17 protein-coding genes and 1 pseudogene are annotated in these 21363 nt (G+C 62.1%); 13 read left to right on the plus strand and 5 right to left on the minus strand.

Annotation, left to right across the window (positions count from 1 at the left end):
* Positions 1 to 1710: DUF6531 domain-containing protein (locus tag HX786_RS29550; RefSeq protein WP_256735336.1), on the minus strand; the 1710-nt coding region annotated here is incomplete at its 3' end.
* Positions 1711 to 2075: 365 nt separating this feature from the next.
* On the opposite strand from HX786_RS29550, the gene HX786_RS29555 reads away from it, so the two are divergent.
* The 7 genes from HX786_RS29555 (at position 2076) to HX786_RS29585 (ending at position 9519) form a co-directional block, all read left to right on the plus strand.
* Positions 2076 to 3479: an amidase gene (locus HX786_RS29555; RefSeq protein WP_177081011.1), complete on the plus strand. Its 1404-nt coding sequence runs from the start codon at positions 2076 to 2078 to the stop codon at positions 3477 to 3479.
* Between the two features lie 212 nt (positions 3480 to 3691).
* On the plus strand, positions 3692 to 4450 hold the full coding sequence (locus tag HX786_RS29560; protein ID WP_008433061.1) for a DeoR/GlpR family DNA-binding transcription regulator: 759 nt from the start codon (positions 3692 to 3694) through the stop codon (positions 4448 to 4450).
* Complete coding sequence (locus HX786_RS29565) at positions 4428 to 5708, plus strand: Zn-dependent hydrolase (protein WP_177081007.1); 1281 nt, start codon at positions 4428 to 4430, stop codon at positions 5706 to 5708. Before HX786_RS29560 ends, HX786_RS29565 begins: the two co-directional genes overlap by 23 nt.
* A gap of 8 nt (positions 5709 to 5716) precedes the next feature.
* Positions 5717 to 6673, plus strand: coding sequence for an aminoglycoside phosphotransferase family protein (locus HX786_RS29570; RefSeq protein ID WP_177081006.1), 957 nt, complete (start codon positions 5717 to 5719; stop codon positions 6671 to 6673).
* A complete protein-coding gene (locus HX786_RS29575) occupies positions 6670 to 7605 on the plus strand; it encodes a choline kinase family protein (protein WP_177081005.1) in 936 nt (311 codons plus the stop codon). The genes HX786_RS29570 and HX786_RS29575 overlap by 4 nt, the downstream gene beginning before the upstream one ends.
* A 130-nt stretch (positions 7606 to 7735) precedes the next feature.
* On the plus strand, positions 7736 to 7990 hold the full coding sequence (locus HX786_RS29580; protein ID WP_003218518.1) for a hypothetical protein: 255 nt from the start codon (positions 7736 to 7738) through the stop codon (positions 7988 to 7990).
* A complete protein-coding gene (locus tag HX786_RS29585) occupies positions 7987 to 9519 on the plus strand; it encodes a sodium:solute symporter (RefSeq protein WP_178912973.1) in 1533 nt (510 codons plus the stop codon). The genes HX786_RS29580 and HX786_RS29585 overlap by 4 nt, the downstream gene beginning before the upstream one ends.
* A gap of 134 nt (positions 9520 to 9653) precedes the next feature.
* Here the strand turns inward: HX786_RS29585 and HX786_RS29590 are convergent, their stop codons facing one another.
* Complete coding sequence (locus HX786_RS29590) at positions 9654 to 11480, minus strand: sigma-54-dependent Fis family transcriptional regulator (protein WP_178912974.1); 1827 nt, start codon at positions 11478 to 11480, stop codon at positions 9654 to 9656.
* A gap of 237 nt (positions 11481 to 11717) precedes the next feature.
* Here HX786_RS29590 and HX786_RS29595 point away from each other — a divergent pair, with 237 nt between their 5' ends.
* The 6 genes from HX786_RS29595 to HX786_RS29620 are packed head-to-tail and all read left to right on the plus strand — an operon-like array spanning position 11718 to position 17644.
* Positions 11718 to 12812 (plus strand): ABC transporter ATP-binding protein, encoded by a 1095-nt coding sequence (locus HX786_RS29595; protein WP_003218524.1) that lies wholly within the window; start codon positions 11718 to 11720, stop codon positions 12810 to 12812.
* On the plus strand, positions 12812 to 13909 hold the full coding sequence (locus HX786_RS29600; protein WP_102369282.1) for an ABC transporter ATP-binding protein: 1098 nt from the start codon (positions 12812 to 12814) through the stop codon (positions 13907 to 13909). The genes HX786_RS29595 and HX786_RS29600 overlap by 1 nt, the downstream gene beginning before the upstream one ends.
* Entirely contained in the window at positions 13906 to 14772 is an 867-nt protein-coding gene (locus tag HX786_RS29605; protein WP_003218527.1) for a carbohydrate ABC transporter permease, read from the plus strand. The genes HX786_RS29600 and HX786_RS29605 overlap by 4 nt, the downstream gene beginning before the upstream one ends.
* A gap of 10 nt (positions 14773 to 14782) precedes the next feature.
* Positions 14783 to 15583, plus strand: a complete 801-nt coding sequence (locus tag HX786_RS29610; protein WP_008433050.1) for a carbohydrate ABC transporter permease — start codon at positions 14783 to 14785, stop codon at positions 15581 to 15583.
* Positions 15584 to 15593: 10 nt separating this feature from the next.
* Entirely contained in the window at positions 15594 to 15866 is a 273-nt protein-coding gene (locus tag HX786_RS29615; RefSeq protein ID WP_003218532.1) for a DUF2160 domain-containing protein, read from the plus strand.
* Between the two features lie 35 nt (positions 15867 to 15901).
* Positions 15902 to 17644 (plus strand): ABC transporter substrate-binding protein, encoded by a 1743-nt coding sequence (locus tag HX786_RS29620; protein WP_003218534.1) that lies wholly within the window; start codon positions 15902 to 15904, stop codon positions 17642 to 17644.
* Between the two features lie 141 nt (positions 17645 to 17785).
* On the opposite strand, the gene HX786_RS29625 is transcribed toward HX786_RS29620, so the two are convergent.
* From HX786_RS29625 to HX786_RS29635, 3 genes and pseudogenes are all read right to left on the minus strand, one after another.
* Positions 17786 to 19426 carry a BatD family protein gene (locus HX786_RS29625; protein WP_178912975.1) on the minus strand — a complete coding sequence of 547 codons (1641 nt, stop codon included), beginning with the start codon at positions 19424 to 19426 and terminating at the stop codon, positions 17786 to 17788.
* Positions 19423 to 21165: a tetratricopeptide repeat protein gene (locus HX786_RS29630; RefSeq protein ID WP_178912976.1), complete on the minus strand. Its 1743-nt coding sequence runs from the start codon at positions 21163 to 21165 to the stop codon at positions 19423 to 19425. Before HX786_RS29630 ends, HX786_RS29625 begins: the two co-directional genes overlap by 4 nt.
* Positions 21162 to 21363, minus strand: a pseudogene (locus HX786_RS29635) (BatB protein); the annotation flags it as partial. The gene HX786_RS29630 and the pseudogene HX786_RS29635, both read right to left, overlap by 4 nt.

Below are 21363 nucleotides of genomic sequence, written 5' to 3' on the forward strand. Positions count from 1 at the left end.
ATGGCCGTGCTCATACCGCAGCAGCAATCCCTGGCCAACATGGTTATCGATCCGCTGAATCCGCCCTGAATAATCGCGGGCAATGCGCAGCCGGTTGTCGTAAGCGTCACTGATCGCCGTCAGCACACCGTCACGGAAGTGGTAGAAAAGCGACGCCTGAGCCAGCACCCATTCATCCGGCAAAGCACCCAGATAAATCGCCGCTTCCGCCAGGCTATTGGTGATCGCCGGCCGTGCAGCAGAGGGCAGGGGAAAGGTGGTGCTGCGGTTCTCGTGATCGGTCCACACCACCGATCCGCCGCTCACCACCAAGCGCTGCGCCAGCGCATGACTCCAGCCAAACCCCAACCCGCAATCCACTTCCACGGCACTGCTGCGATACAACCGCGTCCAGGCAAATGGCAGGACACCCTCCAACGAGCCGTCTGTGAGGGTCAGCAGTTCCTCACCAGTAACCATCGATACCGGACAGCCATTCGTACAGGTGCTCGCCGAACAAGCCGACGCATCCCCATTGGGGTTTTTCGCCGAAGCCGGGGCATCATCCACATGTTCTTGCTTCACCAGCGCCGTGCGCGCTGCTTTAGGCTTTCGGACCAGCGCTGCCGGATTCGAAACCTCGTTTACACCGGCCTTCAACGGCACGGCCGCTGCCTTGATCGACACTGGATCATTTTTAAGCGACACCGGCTTAAGCACACTGGGGTGCCAGTCCAGCCGTGGTGCCTCGCCCAACTTGGCCATCTGCTCGAGTAACACCCGTGCCCGGCCGGACCTGACCTTGCCCAGCACCTGCGGGCCCAAACGCACCGCCACACCCATGCCGCCGGTGGCCAACAGCAACAGCAGGTTGAGCAGTACCTCGGAAGTCATTTCCCCCAGCAGCTCGTTCATGTCCGGCGGCGGAAGCAATTGCGCCCAACTGAACATCGCCGACAGATAGATGAACAGCAGCGGTTCATCGCTCAGCACCAGAAGACCGTTGGCAATGGCCTCATTGCTGAGCTTCAACAGCTCTTCAAGCTCGCCTTGGGAGAGGTACTGCAGCAACTTTTCGCTATTGGGTTTGATGTCCGCCAGCCAGTCGTACAGGTTTGGAATACCGTCCCAAAGGCTGTACAGCGTGTTCGTAATCCCTCGCACAAACGCGGCGTCCATCAACTTGTGACGGTCGAGAGCGCTGGCGTTTGAGTACTGTTTCCATTGCTCTTCGAAGGTGCTCGTCCATTCACTGCGCAAGCTGCTTTCCAGCGAGCTGATCACCGACTGATAGGAGGCGTAGAGCGCCTTGACGTGATCCTTGGAAACATCGGGGTAGAAGCTGACCTGATACTGCTGGTCGCGCGTGCAGTCGGTGATTTCGAGGATGCCGCTGGGGCCGATGGTTTTATGAATGGGGGGACCGATCAGGCTGCCGTCCTCGGCGATGGCCTGGAGCATGACCGGCGTGTTGCCGATCGGCACAAACCGCTTGCTCTCAAACATATGCACCAGGGTCAGCGCACCATTGGGTTTGCACATTGCAACGGTGGTACTGGGGGCTTTAGAGGAAACAGGCGCGACCAGCGCGACCTCATCCCCAACCTTGAACACCTGCTCGACTTCCAGCGACGAAAAGCTCCAGAAGCTCTCAGCCCAATCGTCAAACGAGTTAAGGCACTCCCTGAAATTACGAAAGACCGCTTCAACGTCCTTCGTCTCCACATCCATGGGAGCCAGGGCCAACCTGCCTAGGGCGGGATTCAAGAGGCAGCCCCATCGGGCAGAGCATTAATCAAAAAAAACATCGGCGTTCCCTCGCGCTGTGTGATCAGGCGAGGGACTTTGCAGACGTTTGTAAGAGAAAGAAGTCAGAGCTATCCACTGCTACTGATAGGACGTTTCGCCAAATCCCCGGCTAAACCGACCCGTTTTCGTAAGCCAAATCTCCGACAAAAATAAATCCCACAAAACCCACATACGCAACAAATCCAACTTGACAGCTTCCATTCCCTTGGCGTCTATTGACGTACCCGCTGGATCATTTCGCAGATGTCCCAGGATGCTCAATGAAGACTGATACCTCACTGACCCACATGCCCAGCGTCCTGCACGCAGCCGAAAGCATCCGCCAAGGCACACTGACCCCTGTGCAACTGGTCGAGCGAAGCCTCGAAGCCATCAAAACCCACAATCCCACACTGAATGCCTTCGGCGACGTCTACACCGAATTCGCGCGGGAGCAGGCTGAAATCCTGACCGCAGAAGCGCAGGCCAACCAATTTCGTGGCCCGCTCCACGGCATCCCCTTCGGCATCAAAGACCTGTTCTCCACCGCCAATCTGCGCACCACCCGCGGTTCGCTGACCGGCCTGGACAACGTCCCCACCCAGGACGCCCCGATCATCCGCCGCCTCAAGGAGGCCGGCGCGATCATCCTCGGCAAGACCGCCACCACCGAATTCGGCTGGACCGGCGCCAGCACCTCCCGGGTTTTCGGCAATGGCCGCAACCCCTGGAACCCCCAGCTCACCAGCGGAGGATCCAGTTCCGGCTCGGCCATTGCGGTGGCCGCACGCATGGTCCCGGCCACGCTGGGTTCCGACGGCGGCGGTTCGGTGCGCATTCCCGGCGCCTTTTGCGGTGCATTCGCTCTTAAAGGCTCTCTTGGGCGCATCCCCACCTGGCCCTGGTCCGCCACTGAAATGCTCAGCCACGCCGGCCCGATCACCCGCACCGTGCGCGACAGCGCGTTACTCTTCGATATCCTCTCCGGGCCCGATCCGCTGGATCACCAGGCCTTGCCCGCGCCCACCGAGTCCTACCTGGCGCGCTGCGACCAACCGCTGGGCCCCGTGCGTGTGGCTTATTGCCCGACCTTGTTCGATACGCCGGTGGACCCGGTCATCGCCGCCACCGTCGAAGCGGCGGTGCATTACCTTGCGGATGAGCTGCCGGTCACCGTCACCACCCTGAACCTGGACTGGCAAGACCCGCTGGCCACCTTCGAAACCCTGTGGGTCGGCGGGCGCGGGATCGCCTATGGCAAATCCCTGGCCGATCGCCTCGACCAACTGGACCCGGGTTTCGCTGCGCTGATCAAGCGCTCCGCCGATTACGATCTGGCGGCCTACCTCAAGGCTGTGCAGCAACGTGCACTGTTCGCCAATCAGGTACACGCGCTGTTTAATGACTACGACGTACTGCTGATGCCGACGATGCCGATCCTGCCGTTCGCCGCCGACCGGGTTGCCCCCGACGGCTGGCCGGGCGAGGAGGGCGCGGTGCCCTGGGCCCGCTGGACGCCGTTTACCTATCCGTTCAATATCACCGGCAACCCCGCTGCCAGCCTGCCCTGCGGCTTCAGCCCGAGCGGTTTGCCGATTGGCCTGCAGGTGATCGGCCCACGTTTTGCCGACGCCCAGGTGCTGCAATTCTGCGCGGCCGTCGAAGCCATCGCCCCCTGGGATCAGCACCTCCCCCCGATGCTGATGCCCTGATTGATTGCACCCGGAGTGGGCTCAAAAGAAGCCCGCCCGTGATAAACGCTTTGTGTTGTCCTGCCCTTTCACACCCTGATGAGTGAGAGGTACCCGTGACCCTGTCCATGGCTGTATTACGTTCTATGCTCCCCGCTGGACCGGCTCGCGCCGCGTTTCGCCGTGGGGCGCGCAATACCGGCCGCCTGAACCTGCCCTGGAATACCTCTTTTATGCTCAACCAGCCACGTCTCGACGAAATCATGCTCCTGCTCACCCAACACCAGCGCGTCAAGGCGTCGGACCTGGCGCAGGCGCTGTTCGTCTCCGAAGAAACCATCCGCCGCGACTTCAAGTACCTGGAAGAAGCCGGCAAGCTGCGGCGCATCCACGGCGGCGCGATCCTGCCGCGGCTCAACGAAGAACAGCCGCTGCAGGTGCGCAGCCGCATCAAGCCCCAGGCCAAGACGCGTATCGCGGTGTGTGCAGCGAAGCTGGTGAGCGAAGGCATGGTGCTGTTCCTCGACACCGGCACCTCGACCCTGGCCCTGGCCCAGCAACTGACCGCGTTCAGCCAGTTGCGCATCATCACCAACTCCCTGGACATCGCCCGCTTGATCACCGAGCAAAGCGCCAACCAGGTGCTGGTGGTGCCCGGTGATGTGCGCCGCAACGACAACGCGCTGATTGGCGCCCACACCCTGGAATTCGTCCGACAGTTCCACTACGACATTGCCTTCATGGGCATCGGCGCTGTCGACCTGGAGCTGGGGTTCATGGACTACCAGGAGCCCGAGGCGCTGCTGCGCCGGGAACTGACCAAACACAGCCTGCGCAGCGTGATCCTGGCCGATGACGCCAAGTTCGGCCACCGCACCTTTATCAATACGCTGCCGTTCAGCGCCATCACGACCCTGGTCACCAATCGTGCGCCGTCCAACGACTTTGCGACCCGCCTGGAGCAAGCCCATGTCGATATCCTTTACCCCTGAGTTGCTGGTGCCCAGTGAACAGGACCTTGAAACCTTCGAGGCGCTGTTCCGCGACACCTCGGTCATCGGCGCGACCAAGGCCGGTGGGCTGCATCGCCTCGCCGCCTCGGCTGAAGACGGCGCCGTGCGCGACCTGTTCGCGGCCTGGCTGACTGAACGCGGTTTTGACGTGCGTGTGGATGCAGTGGGTAACATGTTCGGTTTGATCACCTTTAATCCAGAAGCGCCCTACGTGCTGTGTGGCTCGCATCTCGACAGCCAGCCGAGTGCCGGGCGTTTCGATGGGGTCTATGGCGTGCTGGCCGGCGCAGTCGCGGTGGCCAGCCTGGCTCGCCAACTGCGCGAGCGCGGCGAAACGCCGGCGTGCAACCTGGCGGTGGTGAACTGGACCAACGAGGAGGGCGCGCGTTTCCAGCCCAGCCTGATCGGCAGCAGCGTGTTCACCGGTGACCTGGCCCTGCAGGACGCCTGGGCCTGCCGCGATGGCGATGGCATCAGCCTCAAGCATGCGCTGCAGCAGATTGGTTATCTGGGGGAGGGCCGCGTCGAGCTGGACGTCGCCGGTTATGTGGAAATCCACGTCGAACAAGGTGATGGCCTTGAGCGCGACGGGCTGGCCATCGGTGTGGTGCGCGACACCTGGGCCGCCCTCAAGCAACGGATTCGGTTCATCGGTGAACAGAACCACACCGGCCCTACGCCCATGGCCGCGCGCAAGGACGCCTTGCTGGCCGCCGCCCACGCGATCACTGCGGTGCGGGCGGAGGCCGATCTGCACGGCGTGCAGCTGCACAGCTCGGTGGGGCGCCTGGAGATCTATCCCAATTCCCCCAACGTGGTGCCTTCCAGCGTGACGTTGCATGTCGAGTACCGCTCGCCCGACACCGAATTACTGGCCGCAGCCGGTGCGCGCCTGGACGCCAGCCTCAAGGCCACCGCCAGCGCCACGTCGACTGACTACAGCATCGAAAGCCGCGCCCTGCGTGAGCCGACCCACCTGCATCACGGTTTTGCCGAGCTGGCCTACGGCGTCGGCCAGCAACTGGGCTTGCCCATCGGCAACAGCGTCACCGTGTCAGGCCACGACGCCATCAGCCTGAGCCGGCATTACCCGGTGTGCCTGCTGTTTATCCCGAGCAGCAATGGCGTGTCCCACAACGAAGCGGAATTCACCAGCGAACAGGACATGCGCAACGGCCTGCACATGCTGACCGCGTTGCTGCACCGCGCCTGTTCCACCCCCAACGCCTACCGATGAGGTCTGCCATGTCGAGTCGTTTGCAAGCAAAGTCACGGCTGCTGGGCGCCCTGGAGGCCGCCGGCTTGTCCGCCCATGTGGTGGTCGAAGAGGGCACCGCCGGGATTGCCTCGCCGGTACGCCTGGCCACCGAGTGGGCCGGTTTTACCGTCAGCGCACCGTGGGGCCAGTGTTACGCCAAAGTCTTGCATGACGACATGCGCGCGTTGATCGACATTGAACGCACTGCCCGCGCCACCCAACTGGCAGCTGATTGCGACGTGACGCCGGGTGTGCGCCTGGTGGATGCCACGGCCGGCGTGTTGCTGCTGGATGCGTTGCCCACCAGCGAGTGGCGTTGGGCCCGCCTCGACGAATTGATGCAGCCCCGGCGCCTGCAAGCGCTCTGGGCCCTGAAGAAACAATTGCACCAAGGCACCTCGCCGGGCTTCGCCCGCTCGCCGCTGCAAGACATCCAGCACCTGCGCGAATTATGCGTGCGCTACAGCGTGGCCTTGCCCATCGACCACGCCTGGATCAGCACCTGCATTGACCTGGCCTGGACCTCGCTGCAACTGAACGCCAGCGACTCGGTGCCGCTGCACGGCGACGGCGTGGCGAGCAACGTGATGATCGGCCCGGACGGCGCCTTGCAACTGATCGACTTCGATTACGCCGGCAGTGGTGATCCCTGGTACGACGTGGCGATCAGCCTTAACGAGTTGTACGTCTTCGAAAACGACTGGCGCGAAGGCATCCATGCCTGGGCCGGCGAGTGCCGTGAAAGCGACTATGCGCGCTGCCGCTTGTACGCCTTGATCAACGATTGGTACTGGACGCTCTGGGGCCTGTGGGTCGGCGCTACCTCGGCGCGGCCGCTGGAGTTTTCCAAGGTCGGGCAGTGGACGCTGTTGCGCTGCCGCCAAAGTCTGCAAGACCCGCGGTTTGAAGGTTGGCTACGTCAGGTACAGGAGGGGCAGGCATGAAAGCGTTAGGTGAGGCGTGTACGCCACAAGAGTGTCAGCTGGAAGCGGCGGTGCGCGGGGTTGCCAGTTGGGGCGGCACCGGCATTCGTTATGAACCGGTCAGCGGCGGGATTTCCAACACCAACTGGCGGGTGGAAGTGGCCGGGATCGACACTGCGTATTTCTTCAAGGTGCCGGGCGTGGGCACCGAGATGTTCATTGACCGCCGCACGGCCCACGACGCCAGCCTCAAGGCGGCGCAAACCGGCTATGGCGCGCCGGTGTTCGCATTCCTTGAAGAGTTCGGCGTGGAAGTCTTCGAGTTCATGGAGGGCTGGCGCGCCTCCTCCAACCACGACTTCCTCGACCGCGACGTGCGCCACAACGCGCTGCACGCCCTCAAGGCGTTCAACGACCAGCCGCCACTGGTGCAGACCAAGACCGTGTTCGACATGATTGCCGAGCACCAGCGGCAGGTGGAGCAACTCAACGGCTGCAAGCCCGCCGACGACGCTTGGCTGTGCCGCCAATGCGACCGCGCCCGGGGCGTGCTGCAAGCTTCCGGCATCGACCTGGCTCCCTGCATGAATGACACCCTGGCGGGTAATTTCATGCTCAACGACCGTCGGCAAATTCGTCTGGTGGACTTCGAATACGCCTCCAACAACGACCGGCATTACGAACTGGCGCTGTGGTTCGGCGAGATGTTTTTCACTGATGAAATGGAACTGGCCCTGATCGAGGATTACTTCGGCCAGGTCACCCCGCAGAACCTCGCGCGCATCAAGTTGCACAAGGCCCTGGCGGACATCAAATGGTCGACCTGGGCGATGGTGCAGCACGCGGTGTCGCAGCTGGATTTCGACTTCTACAAATACGGCACCTGGAAGCACATGCGCGCCCGCAGCATCATCAACGATTCGCAATGGGAAACCTGGCTAAGACAGGCTTGAGCCTGCGCCAGACAACAATAATGCATTGAATGAAGTCACTTGGGCGCTGATTGGTGCCTGCGTTTTCACTGCTTGATTTTTGTTTGATCACACAAAAAAACGATCCACAAATTCAAGGAGCACCCGACTCATGAAATCTGATAGCGCACCACCCGGACGCCTGAAAAGCCAACTCTTCGGCGTGTACTTTTTCCTGTTGCTGATGCTCGCCTTATTCCCGCCGTTCTATTTGAGCGTGAGCGGCAGTACCGCGTTGGTACTGGGCATACCGTTGCCGATCTTCTACTGGATCGCCATTGCAGTCCTCGCAGGCCTGGGCCTGTGGGCGTTGTACGTCGCCGAATTGAAGGCCGGCGAAATACCCGAAGAGGGGGATGCGCAATGATCAGCACCGCCAGCGATGCCAACCTTTTTATCACCTTCGGCGTCATCGGCCTGTTCCTGGCCGGGATGATCGCCGTGCTGTACGCCACCAACCGCGAGAGCACGAGTTTTTCCGATTACGCCGTGGGCGGGCGCTCCTATGGGCCGTGGTACATCGCCATGTGTTACACCAACTCGTGGTGGCCGGGCTCGACCTTTACCGCGTTTTTCGCCCTGACCATCGGCGGCGCCCTGGGCTTCTACGGCATGGTCTACGCCACCCTTGGCGTGACGGCAATGTACCTGATGGCCCGCCGCGCGTGGACCTGGGGCCAGCGTTTCAACCTGCGCACCCAGCCGGACTTGCTCGGCATGCGCTTCAACAGCCCGGTGGTCAAGCGCGTGGCCTCGATCATCGGCATCATCTCGGTATTCCCGTGGGTGGTGATGGGCATCCAGGCGTTGGCGATGTTGTTCCAGTTCGCCAGCTTCGGCCGCTGGGGCGTCACCACCTGCCTGGTCGCCGGCGTGGTGGTGGTGCTGGTGCGCCAGTACTGGACCGTGAGCATGGGCATGCGCGGGCTGATCATGACCGACATGTTCCAGGGCCTGATCGCCTATGTCGTGTGTGCGGCGCTGTGTGTGTTCCTGCTGTTCGGCGACCAGGCGTCGTTCTCCAACCTGTCGCACCTGCCGGCGAAAATGTTGCTGATTCCCGGCGCCAGCGGCACCGGTTACGGCCCGCTGTACATGTTCAGCCTGATCTTCACCGGCGTGATCGGCTCGATGTGCTGGCCCATGAGCTTCCAGCGCATCTACACCGCCAGCGGCGTCAAGGCGGTGAAGAAAGGCACGCTGTACACGATCCTGTTGGTGGGTGGTTTCTACGGGATTCTGATGCTGTTTGCCGCGGCCATCAGCCAGGACCCGAACGTCATCGCGCACCCGCAACAAGGTTGGTTCCTCTCGCTGTTCGACATCGGCGGGCCGTGGATGCTGGCGCTGGCGATCGTCATCGTACTGGCGGCGAGCATCGGCCACGTCGACGGCTGCGTGCAGGTCTGCGGCACCCAGTTCGCCAACGACCTTGCCACCTGGAACACCCCGCGTACCGACCGGCAACTGACGCTGCTGGCCAAGTCCGGGATGGTGGTGTTTATCGTTGCCGCCTCGGTGCTGGCATACCTGACCTTTGATTACGCGCGACTGCAATTGCTGGCGCAGATTTCCTACCAGGGGATTATCCAGTTGGCGGTGCCGCTGTTCTTCGGCATTTTCAGCCGCCGCGGCAACAAGGAAGGCGCGATTGCCGGGATGCTGGCGGGGATCGTGGTGGCGATTGTGCTGACGACGATGTACCCGGACGACATTCCCGGGCTGGGGTCGTTGACCAGCGGGATTGTGGGGCTGGTGGTCAATGCGGGGATTTTTGTGGCGTGTGCATGGGCGATCAAACCGAGTGCGCAGGAGAGTGCTCGGGTGGAGCAGTTGTTTGAAATGGCGGCGCCAGGGCGCAAAGTGCCAATGGGGGCAAGGCCGGTCCTGAACTGAACCCACTTCTCAAACCCAATGTAGTTCCAATGTGGGAGCTGGCTTGCTCGCGAATGCAGACTGTCAGTTAAAGCATCAGCGACTGATATACCGCATTCGCGAGCAAGCCCGCTCCCACATTTTTGATTGTGTTTCTACACAGCATTCCCGTTTTGTCGCAGGCGTTTGTAGAGGGTATTGCGGCTGACGCCAAGCTCTCTGGCCAGGTGAGAGATATTCCCGCCCACCGCCTTCAGTCGCTCATTCAGGTCCAGACTGTCATCCACTGCATCACACACCGGCACCACCCCATTCAAATCCACAAAAAAATCATCCGGCAGATGTTCCGCCCGAATCGGCTGCTCTTCCGCCATGGCCAGTGCCACCTGCAACACGCTGCTCACCTGGCGTAGGTTGCCCGGCCACGGATGCTGTTCAAACAAGGCCAGCACCTCGTTAGTCAACCCGACCCACTGCGTCGGCTCGCGATGCTGTTGCCACAGCTGCTTGAACAACGCCTGTTTATCCGTGCGCTCCCGTAGCGGCGGCAGCTCCAGGGTCAGGCCACCGATGCGGTAATACAGGTCTTCGCGAAAACGCCCGAGCTGTACCTGTTCGCGCAGCGAGCGGTTGGTGGCGGAGATGATCCGCAAATCCACCGGGTACAACTCGCTGCTGCCTACAGGCTGCACACAGCGTTCCTGCAATACCCGCAACAGCCGGGCCTGGGTCGGCAGGGGCATGTCGCCGATCTCGTCGAGGAACAGCGTGCCTTTGTCTGCCTTGCGGATCAGCCCGATGCTGCCTTTCTGGTTGGCGCCGGTGAATGCGCCTTTTTCATAGCCGAACAGTTCCGACTCCACCAGTTCGGCGGGGATCGCTGCGCAGTTGACCGCGATAAACGCTTGTTGGCTGCGGGAACTGGCCTGGTGCAGGGCTTTGACGAACACTTCCTTGCCGACACCGGTTTCACCGTGGATCAGCAACGGAATATCCTTTTCCAGCAGGCGCTCGGCCTGACGCACGGCCTTTTCCACGCGGGCATCGCCGAAGTGCAGGGTCTTGAGACTGATGGCCGTGGGGCCAGGTTCGCGGGGCTTTTTCGTTTCCACAAACACGCGAGCCTGCACTGGCGCCTGTTTCGGCCGTTTCAGCAGGCACTGGAAACGGTTGCGTCCGGCGGCTTGCAGCGAGAAGGGCAGGCTTTCGGGCTGGTTGAGCAGTTCCAGCAGCGAGACCTTGAACAGGCTGTCGATCAATACCCGCGACAGGCTGATGCCCAGCAGGTTGTCGGCCCGGCGATTGGCCGACAGTACCTGACCGCTTTCATCAAAGATCAGCAGTCCGGCCCACTGGCTATCGAGGTTGTTCAGCCCGGTGTTGAACGTCAGCTGGAAATGCTCACCGCGAAACAGGTTGAGGATCAGCCGGTTCTCTACGGTCTGGCTCATCATCTTGACCATGCCGAGGGTGTGGGAGGGCGGCAGGTAGCTGTCGCTGGACACATCCAGCACCGCGATGATTTCCCGCTGCGCATCGAATATCGGCGCTGCCGAGCCGGTCATGAAACGGTTGGCCTTGAGGAAGTGTTCGTCATGTTCGATATGCACTGCCTGGGCACAGGCCAGGGCGGTGCCGATGGCGTTGGTGCCGCTGGAGCGCTCCATCCAGCTGGCGCCGGCGCTGAAACCACGGGCCAGCTTGGGGTCGATAAAGCGTTGGGTGCCCCACGAAGTCAGCACCTGGCCCTGGTTGTCGGCAAGCATGATCAGGCAGTTGGAGTTGCTGAGGATGTTTTCGTAGTAGGGCAGCACTTCCTGGTGGGTGGTCTGCACAAGGGAATGCTGGCTTTCCAGCAACTGGCTGACGCCGTCTGCGGGCAGTTGGTCGAAGCTCGGTGTGCTCTGGTGATCCAGGCCATAGGCCCGGCAGCGGCGCCAGGAGTCCTGGATGATGGCATCGTGCGCCAGCGGTGTGCTCATGGCGGTGACCCTTGCTTTATTGTTGTTCTGGGGTGCGGAAGGCCCGTTCAGTGTTGTTCAGAACTGTTCATTGTCAACCCGCCGATTGTTCAGTTGTTCAGCCTGACCTGTTCATTTCTGTTCAGAGGCGAATCGCTGTTTTGCCTAACTCGTTGACCGGCCTGAGGTTTGGGTTGTTGGCACGGAACTCGCTCTGTGCTCCTGCCAGAACCATTCCAATAATAAAAAGGTCGTGTCATGTCATTGACCCTGGAGCACGTCACTCGCGTTGTCGAAGGCCAAACCTGGATCGACGACGCCAACCTGCGTTTCGAAGCCGGTTCCTTCAATGTATTGCTGGGCCGCACGCTCTCCGGCAAGACCAGCCTGATGCGCCTGATGGCCGGCCTGGACAAGCCTGACAGCGGGCGCATCCTGATGAATGGCGTGGACGTCACCCAGAAGCCGGTGCGCCTGCGCAATGTGTCGATGGTCTATCAGCAGTTCATCAACTACCCGACCATGACCGTGTTCGAGAACATCGCCTCGCCGCTGCGCCAGGCCGGAGTCTCTGCCGAGCAGATCCAGAGCAAAGTCCTCGAAACCGCGAAAATGCTGCGTATCGAGAAATTCCTCCAGCGTCACCCCCTGGAACTCTCCGGCGGCCAGCAGCAACGCACCGCCATGGCCCGGGCGCTGGTCAAGGATGCCGAGCTGATTCTGTTCGATGAACCCCTGGTGAACCTGGACTACAAACTGCGCGAAGAACTGCGCCAGGAAATGCGCGAGCTGTTCAAGGCACGCCATACCATCGCGATCTACGCCACCACCGAACCCAACGAAGCCCTGGCCCTGGGCGGCACCACCACGATTCTGCATGAGGGCCGGGTGATCCAGAGCGGCAAGGCGGCCGAGGTCTATCACCAGCCGCAAACCGTGCTGGCGGCCGAGCTGTTTTCCGAGCCGCCGATCAACCTGATGCCCGGGCGCATCAGTGGCAATGAAGTGAGCTTCGCCAACTTCGTGCACTTCCCGCTGAACGTCGACCTGCGGCCCATCGGTGAGGGCGAGTTTCGCTTTGGCGTGCGTCCCAGCCATATCAGCCTGGTGCCGAGCAACGACGATGACCTGGAATTGGCCGTGACCGTGGAGGTCGCCGAGATCAGCGGCTCGGAAACCTTCCTGCATGTGCGCAGCGAACACTTCCTGCTGGTGCTGCACTTGCCCGGGGTGCATGAGTACGACGTCGACGCGCCGATCCGCATCTATATTCCCACCCACAAACTGTTTGTGTTCGATGGCCAGGGACGGCTGGTCCAGGCCCCCGGCCGACGTGTCGCGAGGGTTGCCTGATGGCCGAGATCCATTTGCAGAACCTGGCCCACAGCTACAGCTCAAAGCCAAACGGCCCCGAGGACTACGCGATTCGCGAGATGAACCACGTCTGGGAGCAGGGCGGCGCCTACGCGTTGCTGGGGCCGTCGGGCTGCGGCAAGTCGACCTTGCTCAACATCATCTCCGGCCTGCTCAGCCCATCCGAAGGCCAGGTGCTGTTCGACGCCAAGGTAGTCAACGAGCTGACCCCGGAAAAGCGCAACATTGCCCAGGTGTTCCAGTTCCCGGTGGTGTACGACACCATGACCGTGTTCGATAACCTGGCTTTTCCCCTGAGAAACCAGGGCATGGCCGAGGCGAAGATTCACAGCAAGGTGCAGGAAATTGCCGAGGTGCTCGACCTGCAAAACCTGCTGGACAAAAAGGCCCGCAACCTCACTGCCGATGAAAAGCAGAAAGTCTCCATGGGCCGCGGCCTGGTGCGGGATGACGTGTCGGCGATCCTGTTCGACGAACCGCTGACGGTGATCGACCCGCACCTGAAATGGAAGCTGCGGCGCAAGCTCAAGCAGATCCACGAGCAGTTCAACATCACCATGGTCTACGTGACCCACGACCAACTGGAAGCCTCGACCTTCGCCGACAAGATCGCGGTGATGTATGGCGGGCAGATCGTGCAGTTCGGCACGCCCCGGGAGTTGTTCGAGCGGCCCAGCCACACCTTTGTCGGCTATTTCATCGGCAGCCCTGGGATGAATCTGATTGAGGTGCAGGCAGAGGCGGGCGGTGTGCGCTTTGCCGGGACACATCTGGCGTTGCCCGAGGCGTTGCAGCAGCGCATTGGCGAAACGCCTTACAAAAGGCTGCAGGTCGGCATCCGCCCGGAATTTATCCATGTGTGGGATGAGCACAATCCCGACGCGCTACAGGCGCAAGTCACCCATGTGGAAGACCTCGGCACCTACAAGATCATGACCCTCAACCTCGATGGCGCACCGTTGAAAGTGCGCCTGGCCGAAGACAAACCGGTGCCCGAGGGCCAGGCGTCCATCAGCTTTCCGGGGCAGTGGCTGATGGTGTATGCCGATGACTACTTGCTGGAGGTGCAGCCATGAACAAGGTGCAGAACAACAAGGCCTGGTGGCTGGTATTGCCGGTGTTCCTGCTGGTGGCCTTCAGCGCGGTGATCCCGATGATGACCGTGGTCAACTACTCGGTGCAGGACATCTTCGACCAATCCAGCCGCTACTTCGTCGGCGCCGACTGGTACAAACAGGTGCTGCTGGACCCGCGCCTGCATGACTCGCTGCTGCGTCAGTTCATCTACTCGGCGTGTGTGCTGTTGATCGAGATTCCGCTGGGCATCGCGATTGCCCTGACGATGCCCACCAAGGGCCGCTGGTCGTCGCTGGTGTTGATCGTGATGGCGATTCCGCTGCTGATTCCGTGGAACGTGGTCGGCACCATCTGGCAGATCTTTGGCCGTGCCGACATTGGCCTGATGGGTTCCACGCTCAATGCGATGGGCATCAGCTACAACTACGCCGCCAACACCATGGACGCCTGGGTCACGGTGCTGGTGATGGACGTGTGGCACTGGACGTCCCTGGTGGCGCTGCTGTGTTTCTCGGGGCTGCGGGCGATCCCGGATGTGTACTACCAGGCGGCGCGGATTGATCGGGCGTCCAGCTGGGCGGTGTTCCGACATATCCAGCTGCCAAAACTGAAGAGCGTGCTGTTGATCGCGGTGATGCTGCGCTTCATGGACAGTTTCATGATCTACACCGAACCGTTTGTGCTGACGGGCGGCGGGCCAGGGAACGCCACCACCTTCCTCAGCCAGACGCTTACCCAGATGGCCGTAGGCCAATTCGACCTGGGCCCGGCGGCGGCGTTTTCGCTGGTGTACTTCCTGATCATCCTGTTGGTGTCCTGGCTGTTCTACACCGCCATGACCCACTCCGACGCCAACCGCTGAGGCCGCCAACATGAGCAAGCGCAAGGTAATCCCGCTGCTGGTCTACATCCTGTTCCTGCTGGTGCCGATCTACTGGCTGCTGAACATGTCCTTCAAGAGCAACACCGAAATCCTCGGCGGCCTGACCCTGTTTCCGCAGGACTTCACCTTCGCCAACTACAAGGTGATCTTCACCGACCCGAGCTGGTACACCGGCTACCTCAACTCGCTGTACTACGTCAGCCTCAACACCGTGATTTCCCTGAGCGTGGCGCTGCCGGCGGCCTACGCGTTCTCGCGCTACCGCTTCCTCGGCGACAAGCACTTGTTCTTCTGGTTGCTGACCAACCGCATGGCGCCGCCGGCAGTGTTTTTGCTGCCGTTCTTCCAGCTGTATTCGTCCATTGGCTTGTTCGATACGCATATCGCGGTGGCCTTGGCCCATTGCCTGTTCAACGTGCCGCTGGCGGTGTGGATTCTCGAAGGTTTCATGTCGGGCGTGCCCAAGGAAATCGACGAAACGGCCTACATCGACGGGTACAGCTTCCCCAAGTTTTTCGTGAAGATCTTCATCCCGCTGATTGGCTCGGGGATCGGCGTCACGGCGTTTTTCTGCTTCATGTTTTCCTGGGTCGAGCTCCTGCTGGCACGCACGCTGACGTCGGTGAACGCCAAACCCATCGCCGCAGTGATGACCCGTACGGTTTCGGCCTCCGGCATCGACTGGGGCGTGCTGGCGGCGGCGGGGGTGTTGACCATTTTGCCGGGCATGCTGGTGATCTGGTTCGTTCGCAACCATGTGGCCAAGGGCTTTGCCCTGGGCCGGGTCTGAGGAGTCGATGATGGAATGGATGGCCTGGACCACCCCGACTGCACTGTTCTTTGCCGCGATCGGCCTGCTGCTGGTGGGCATGACGACCTGGGAATTGCGCTCGCCGAGTATCCCCCGGCGCGGCTTTTTACCGATCAGCACCACCCGTGGTGATCGTTTGTTTATCGGTCTTCTCGGCAGCGCCTACCTGCATTTGTTGGTGATCGGCGTAACCGGCTGGAGCATCTGGGTGGCGTCCGCGCTGTCTCTGGTGTGGCTGTTGTCTGTGATGCGTTGGGGCTAGCTGCCCCTTTTGAACCCCAAAACCAGGAGGTCTCTATGTTCGATAAAAACAATAAGCTGCGACATAGCATTTCATTGGCGGCCGTGCTGGCGCTCAGCGGGCTCAGTGCTGCGGCCTGGGCGGATGCTTATGAAGACGCTGCGAAAAAATGGATCGGCAGTGAGTTCAAACCGTCGACCCTCACCGAAGCCCAGCAGCTTGAAGAGCTGAAGTGGTTTATCAAGGCCGCGGAGCCGTTTCGCGGGATGAAGATCAACGTGGTGTCGGAAACCCTCACCACCCACGAGTATGAATCCAAGGTGCTGGCCAAGGCCTTCAGCGAAATCACCGGGATCAAGCTGACCCACGACTTGCTGCAGGAAGGCGACGTGGTGGAAAAGCTGCAAACCCAGATGCAGTCCGACAAGAATATCTATGACGGCTGGGTCAACGATTCCGACTTGATCGGTACGCACTTTCGCTATGGCAAGACAGAATCCATCACCGACCTGATGGCCAACGAAGGCAAGAACTTCACTTCACCCACCCTGGACATCAAGGACTTCATCGGTATTTCGTTCACCACTGCGCCCGACGGCAAGATCTACCAATTGCCCGACCAGCAGTTCGCCAACCTGTACTGGTTCCGCGCCGACTGGTTCGAACGGGCAGACCTGAAAGCCAAGTTCAAGGAAAAGTACGGCTATGAACTCGGGGTGCCGGTGAACTGGTCGGCCTACGAAGACATCGCCAAATTCTTCAGCGAAGACGTCAAGGAAATCGACGGCAAGCGCGTCTACGGGCACATGGACTACGGCAAGAAAGACCCGTCCCTGGGCTGGCGCTTCACCGATGCCTGGTTCTCCATGGCCGGTGGCGGCGACAAGGGTCTGCCCAACGGTTTGCCGGTGGACGAATGGGGCATTCGCGTGGAGGACTGCCACCCGGTGGGCTCCAGCGTCACCCGTGGTGGCGACACCAACGGCCCGGCGGCGGTGTATGCCACGCAGAAATACGTGGACTGGATGAAAGCCTATGCACCACCGGAAGCGGCGGGCATGACCTTCTCCGAATCCGGTCCGGTGCCGTCCCAGGGCAACATCGCCCAGCAGATCTTCTGGTACACCGCGTTTACCGCCGACATGACCAAGCCGGGCCTGCCGGTGGTCAACGCCGACGGCACGCCGAAATGGCGCATGGCGCCATCACCCGTCGGGCCTTACTGGGAAAAGGGCATGAAGAAGGGCTATCAGGACGTAGGTTCCTGGACCTTCCTCAAGTCGACGCCCGAGAAGCAGAAACTGGCGGCCTGGCTCTACGCGCAGTTCGTGACCTCGAAAACCGTGTCGCTGAAAAAAACCATCGTTGGCCTGACGCCGATTCGTGAGTCTGACATCAACTCCCAGGCCATGACCGACCTGGCGCCGAAACTCGGTGGGTTGGTGGAGTTCTACCGCAGCCCGGCCCGGGTGGAGTGGACCCCGACCGGCACCAACGTGCCGGACTATCCACGGTTGGCGCAATTGTGGTGGAGCCATATTTCGGAAGCGGCCAGCGGAGAAAAGACGCCGCAGCAGGCGCTGGACGGGTTGGCCAAGGATCAGGACGCGATCATGACGCGCCTGGAACGCTCCAAGGTGCAGCCGATTTGCGGGCCGAAAATGAACGAAGAACGGGATGCGCAATACTGGTTTGACCAGCCGGGTGCGCCGAAACCGAAGCTGGCGAATGAGAAGCCGCAGGGTGAGACGGTCAGTTATAACGAGTTGCTGAAGTCGTGGGAGGCGGCGCGCAAGTAACCCAGACGCCGCAGATCAAAAATGTGGGAGCGGGCTTGCTCGCGAAGGCGGTAGATCAGTCAGCAGATATGTGACTGACAGACCGCTTTCGCGAGCAAGCCCGCTCCCACATTGGGTTTGCGGTGTTTCTGCAAGGGGGGGCTATTTGGGATACAGCGGCGGCAAGCTGGTGCTGTCCCCCGCAGGGTCCTGCTCGCGCTCCGCCATCGGAATCGCCTTCACCGCCCGCCACAATTCCTCTCCCTGCCAATACTGCCCACTCTCGCTGTACAGCGCGCCGTTCAACCCATCCAGCGCATCCGACAACGGCACAAACCGCGTCGCCATATCCGCCAGGGTCTCCGGCTGCTGTCGCGCCCAGGCATCCAGCGCCTGACGCGTAGCCTGCGGGTCATTCGCCTGGCTCGCCCGCTTGAGGTCGTCCAGCAAGGTACGCGGGCTCGGGCCGGTTTGCGCGGCACGCAAAATCGCCGGCTGCCAGCGTGCACGCCACCACAAACCGAAGCCCAGCAGGGTGGTGCAGGCCAGGATCAGGCTGGTCAGTTGCCAGATCCACAGGCTGTCGTTGTCCGGCGCGGTGATCACGGTCGGGCTGGCCGGCGTGTCCACGATCAGGCTCGGGTTGGTCGCCACTTGCAGGGTGCGCGCCGGCAGGCTGGTGCGTTCCAGATGGTCTTCGTGGGTGTTCCACCACACCACGTCCACCGCCGGCAGTTCAAGCGCGCCAACGCGGTTGGGCACCAGCGCTTCGCGGTCTTCACGGCTGCCGATCAGGCCACGGTCGTTGTTCTGGTTGCTCAGCACCGGCTGGTCCGGGTAGCGGCGCAGGCCGGGGATGTCGCTCAGTGCCAGCGGTGGCAGTTGCGCGCCGGCCAGGCCTTCGGCTTTCAAGGTCAGGCTGCGGGTCAGGGAGTCGCCCACCTGTACGTGATCGGGCTCGGGGTTCCAGCTTTCCGTGAGGGTCAGGCTGCGGGCCGGCAGCCAGGGAGCATCCGCCGGGTACAGCGCAGGCTTGGCCTTGACCGTCAACGACAGCTCCGGCGAACTGACGTGAATCAGCTTGCCGGGCTTGGAACCCTGGGGGTTGTTGTCCTGGGCGGGCCGTGGCTCTACCAGGGTGGCGCTGAACGTCTGCGTCGGAATGGTCAGCGTGCCGCTGTGCTGCGGGTAGATGGCATAGCGGGTTTCGATCACACCGTGGCGGATGCCGTTGATGACTTTCTCGTAGGTGCGCGACTCGCCCAACTGCTCGATGCGCGTATCGGCGACCTGCAACGGCGTGAGGCTGCTGTCGTCATACAGCGACACCGAGTGGTAGACGCGCACGGTCAGCAACGCCTGGGCCTGGACGTAGACGCTGTCCTGGTCGAGGTTGGTTTCGATGAACACAGGAGCCAGTTGGGCCTCGGTGTTCTGGCTGACGGTTTCCACCACCTGCAGGGTGATCGGCTGGGTCTTGAGTTCGCCGATCTGCAACGGTGGAATCACCACGGTGCCGTTCTCCTTGGGCAGCAGGGTGATGATCCAGCGGGTGGTGGCGTGGTTATCGCCACCCAGGGTGGTGAGCTGGTTGATCTGCCGCGTGCCGCTCACTTCAAACAGCGGGTCCAGCGGCGCCAGGTCCGGTTTGCCGAACAGCGTGACATCGTTGGACTCCACCGTCAGTTCCACCGTCTCCCCGGAATTGATGCGGCTGCGGTCGACACTGGCCACCAGGCCGGCGGCCTGGGCCTGGCTGGCCCACAACGCGAGGGTGAGAAGAAGGGCGGTGCAGCGGTTCATCGAGTCTTGTCCTGATGTTGTTGCTGTTCGTACCAGAATTTGCGTCGCAGCAGCTCGCCGGGGTTGTCCGGGATCTGCCGCAGCCATTGTTCCAGGGCTTGGCGCTGCTCGCCTTCAAGCGTGCCGTCGACCGGGCGCAGGGGCGGGGTGGTGGTTTGTTCATCACCCAACTCGCTGCCGGGTACCTCGTTGCTGCCGGCGTGGGGCGTGGCCCCGGTTTGCGTGTCGGTCGCGCCGGGCTGGCCCTGGCCTTGGGACGTCTGCTCGCCACCGGTGGCGGTCTGGCTGCTGGCGCCCGGTTGCGCAGTCTGGCCGGGTTGGGTGGTTTCGTCATCCTCGTTTTTTGCAGGCTTGGCCGGCTCGGTTTTTTCCGTTTCCTGTTGCATCAGGCTTTCCACCAGCGCCTTGTTCTTCAGCGCCGGCTGCAAGTCTGGCTGGGCTTCGAGGGCTTGTTCGTAGGCATCGATCGCCGCTTCCAGCTCGCCGCTTTTGGCCAGGGCATTGCCTCGATTGTAGTGGGAGTAGGCGTCGCTGCCTTCGGCAAACCGCTTGGCGGCTTCGGCATAGTTGCCCGCTTCATACAGTGCGACGCCTTGCCATTGCGGGTCTTCGAAATGTTCGGCGGCTTCGGCCGGGCGTTTTTTCTTCAGCAGCAGTTGGCCCTGTTGGTCGGGGCGCAGCCACAGGTCCTGGAAGTCGAAGGCATAGCTGGGCTGCGGCGCGCCCAACAGCAGCAACGGCAGGAAGAACAGCCAGCCCCGGCGCCCGGCGCAGGCAGCGAGCAGCAGCAGTGGCAAGAGCAACCAATAACCCTGGTCGGCCCAGGTATCGAGGTGCAGCCGTTGGCCGTCATTGCGCAGGCTTTGCGGGCCGTCCAGCATCCCGAGGTGGCGCAGGTCCTTGTCGTCCAGGCGGGCCTGGCGGTAGCGGCCACCCATTTCGCTGGCGAAGGCCTTGAGGGTCGGGCTGTCCAGGCGCGGCACGAGGATCGCGCCCTGGGCGTCCTTGAGGAACTCGCCGCTTTCCTGGGTCACCGGCGTGCCTTCGCGGCTGCCAATGCCGAGGATCGACAGGCTCGGCGCCTGGTTGCCTTGCAGCTGTAGGCGGATCCCCTGGCGTTCCTGCTTGGACAGCGACGAGCCGATCAGCAGCAGCCGACCCTGGCCGAGGCCGCCATGCTTGAGCAGGCTCATGGCCTTCTCCACGGCCAGGTCGGCGCGGTGGCCGGGCTCGGGCATGATCGAGGGGCGCAGGGCTTCCAGCAGGTTATGGCTGGTGGCCAGGTCGTCCGAGAGTGGCACCAGCGTATGGGCGCTGCCGGCGTAGACCACGATGGCGGTCTGCGCATCGCTGCGGGCCTGAAGCAGGTCGAACAGCTTGCGCCGTGCCTGTTCGAGGCGGCTGGGCGGGCTGTCGGTGGCGAGCATTTCCGGGGTCAGTTCCAGCAGCACCACCAGCGGGTCGGCGGGCTTCTGGCTGGACTGTTCGACGCGTTCCCAGCTCGGCCCCAGCAACGCCAGCACGGCCAGCAGCCAGGCGATGCCGAGCACCACCCACGGCGATTTGCTCTCCCGACCATTGCCGCCACTGAGCAACGCGGCGTGGAAGGCCGGCGGCAGAATCATCTGCCAGCGCCCGGCGCGTTTCTGGCGGTGCCACAACTGCCACAGCAACCAGCCGAGCAGCGGCAGCAGCAACAGCCACCAGGGACGGAACCAGTGCGGCCACAGGGCGATCATCGACGCCTCCGCAAACGCAAGCGTTTGAGGCGTTCACGCCATTCAGGATTGGGTTGCAGGAAACGGCCCTTGCTTGAGAGTTTGCTGAACAGGCGTTGCAGGGCGTTATCCGGCCAGCGTTCCTGGATCACCAGCAGCATGCTGAGGATCAGCGCCAACGCCAGCGGCGCGCTGTACAGCGCCTGGGCGGGGCGGGCC

It is taken from the genome of Pseudomonas sp. 21615526 (assembly GCF_013386245.1).
In the GTDB taxonomy this organism is placed as follows: Bacteria; Pseudomonadota; Gammaproteobacteria; order Pseudomonadales; family Pseudomonadaceae; genus Aquipseudomonas.

Coding starts and splice junctions, on each gene's coding strand:
- HX786_RS29605 (WP_003218527.1), top strand. CDS start 13,906: ATGAACAAGGTGCAGAACAACAAGGCCTGGTGGCTGGTATTGCCGGTG.
- HX786_RS29600 (WP_102369282.1), top strand. CDS start 12,812: ATGGCCGAGATCCATTTGCAGAACCTGGCCCACAGCTACAGCTCAAAG.
- HX786_RS29575 (WP_177081005.1), top strand. CDS start 6,670: ATGAAAGCGTTAGGTGAGGCGTGTACGCCACAAGAGTGTCAGCTGGAA.
- HX786_RS29610 (WP_008433050.1), top strand. CDS start 14,783: ATGAGCAAGCGCAAGGTAATCCCGCTGCTGGTCTACATCCTGTTCCTG.
- HX786_RS29590 (WP_178912974.1), bottom strand. CDS start 11,480: ATGAGCACACCGCTGGCGCACGATGCCATCATCCAGGACTCCTGGCGC.
- HX786_RS29565 (WP_177081007.1), top strand. CDS start 4,428: ATGTCGATATCCTTTACCCCTGAGTTGCTGGTGCCCAGTGAACAGGAC.
- HX786_RS29625 (WP_178912975.1), bottom strand. CDS start 19,426: ATGAACCGCTGCACCGCCCTTCTTCTCACCCTCGCGTTGTGGGCCAGC.
- HX786_RS29555 (WP_177081011.1), top strand. CDS start 2,076: ATGCCCAGCGTCCTGCACGCAGCCGAAAGCATCCGCCAAGGCACACTG.
- HX786_RS29630 (WP_178912976.1), bottom strand. CDS start 21,165: ATGATCGCCCTGTGGCCGCACTGGTTCCGTCCCTGGTGGCTGTTGCTG.
- HX786_RS29580 (WP_003218518.1), top strand. CDS start 7,736: ATGAAATCTGATAGCGCACCACCCGGACGCCTGAAAAGCCAACTCTTC.
- HX786_RS29560 (WP_008433061.1), top strand. CDS start 3,692: ATGCTCAACCAGCCACGTCTCGACGAAATCATGCTCCTGCTCACCCAA.
- HX786_RS29620 (WP_003218534.1), top strand. CDS start 15,902: ATGTTCGATAAAAACAATAAGCTGCGACATAGCATTTCATTGGCGGCC.
- HX786_RS29595 (WP_003218524.1), top strand. CDS start 11,718: ATGTCATTGACCCTGGAGCACGTCACTCGCGTTGTCGAAGGCCAAACC.
- HX786_RS29585 (WP_178912973.1), top strand. CDS start 7,987: ATGATCAGCACCGCCAGCGATGCCAACCTTTTTATCACCTTCGGCGTC.
- HX786_RS29570 (WP_177081006.1), top strand. CDS start 5,717: ATGTCGAGTCGTTTGCAAGCAAAGTCACGGCTGCTGGGCGCCCTGGAG.
- HX786_RS29615 (WP_003218532.1), top strand. CDS start 15,594: ATGGAATGGATGGCCTGGACCACCCCGACTGCACTGTTCTTTGCCGCG.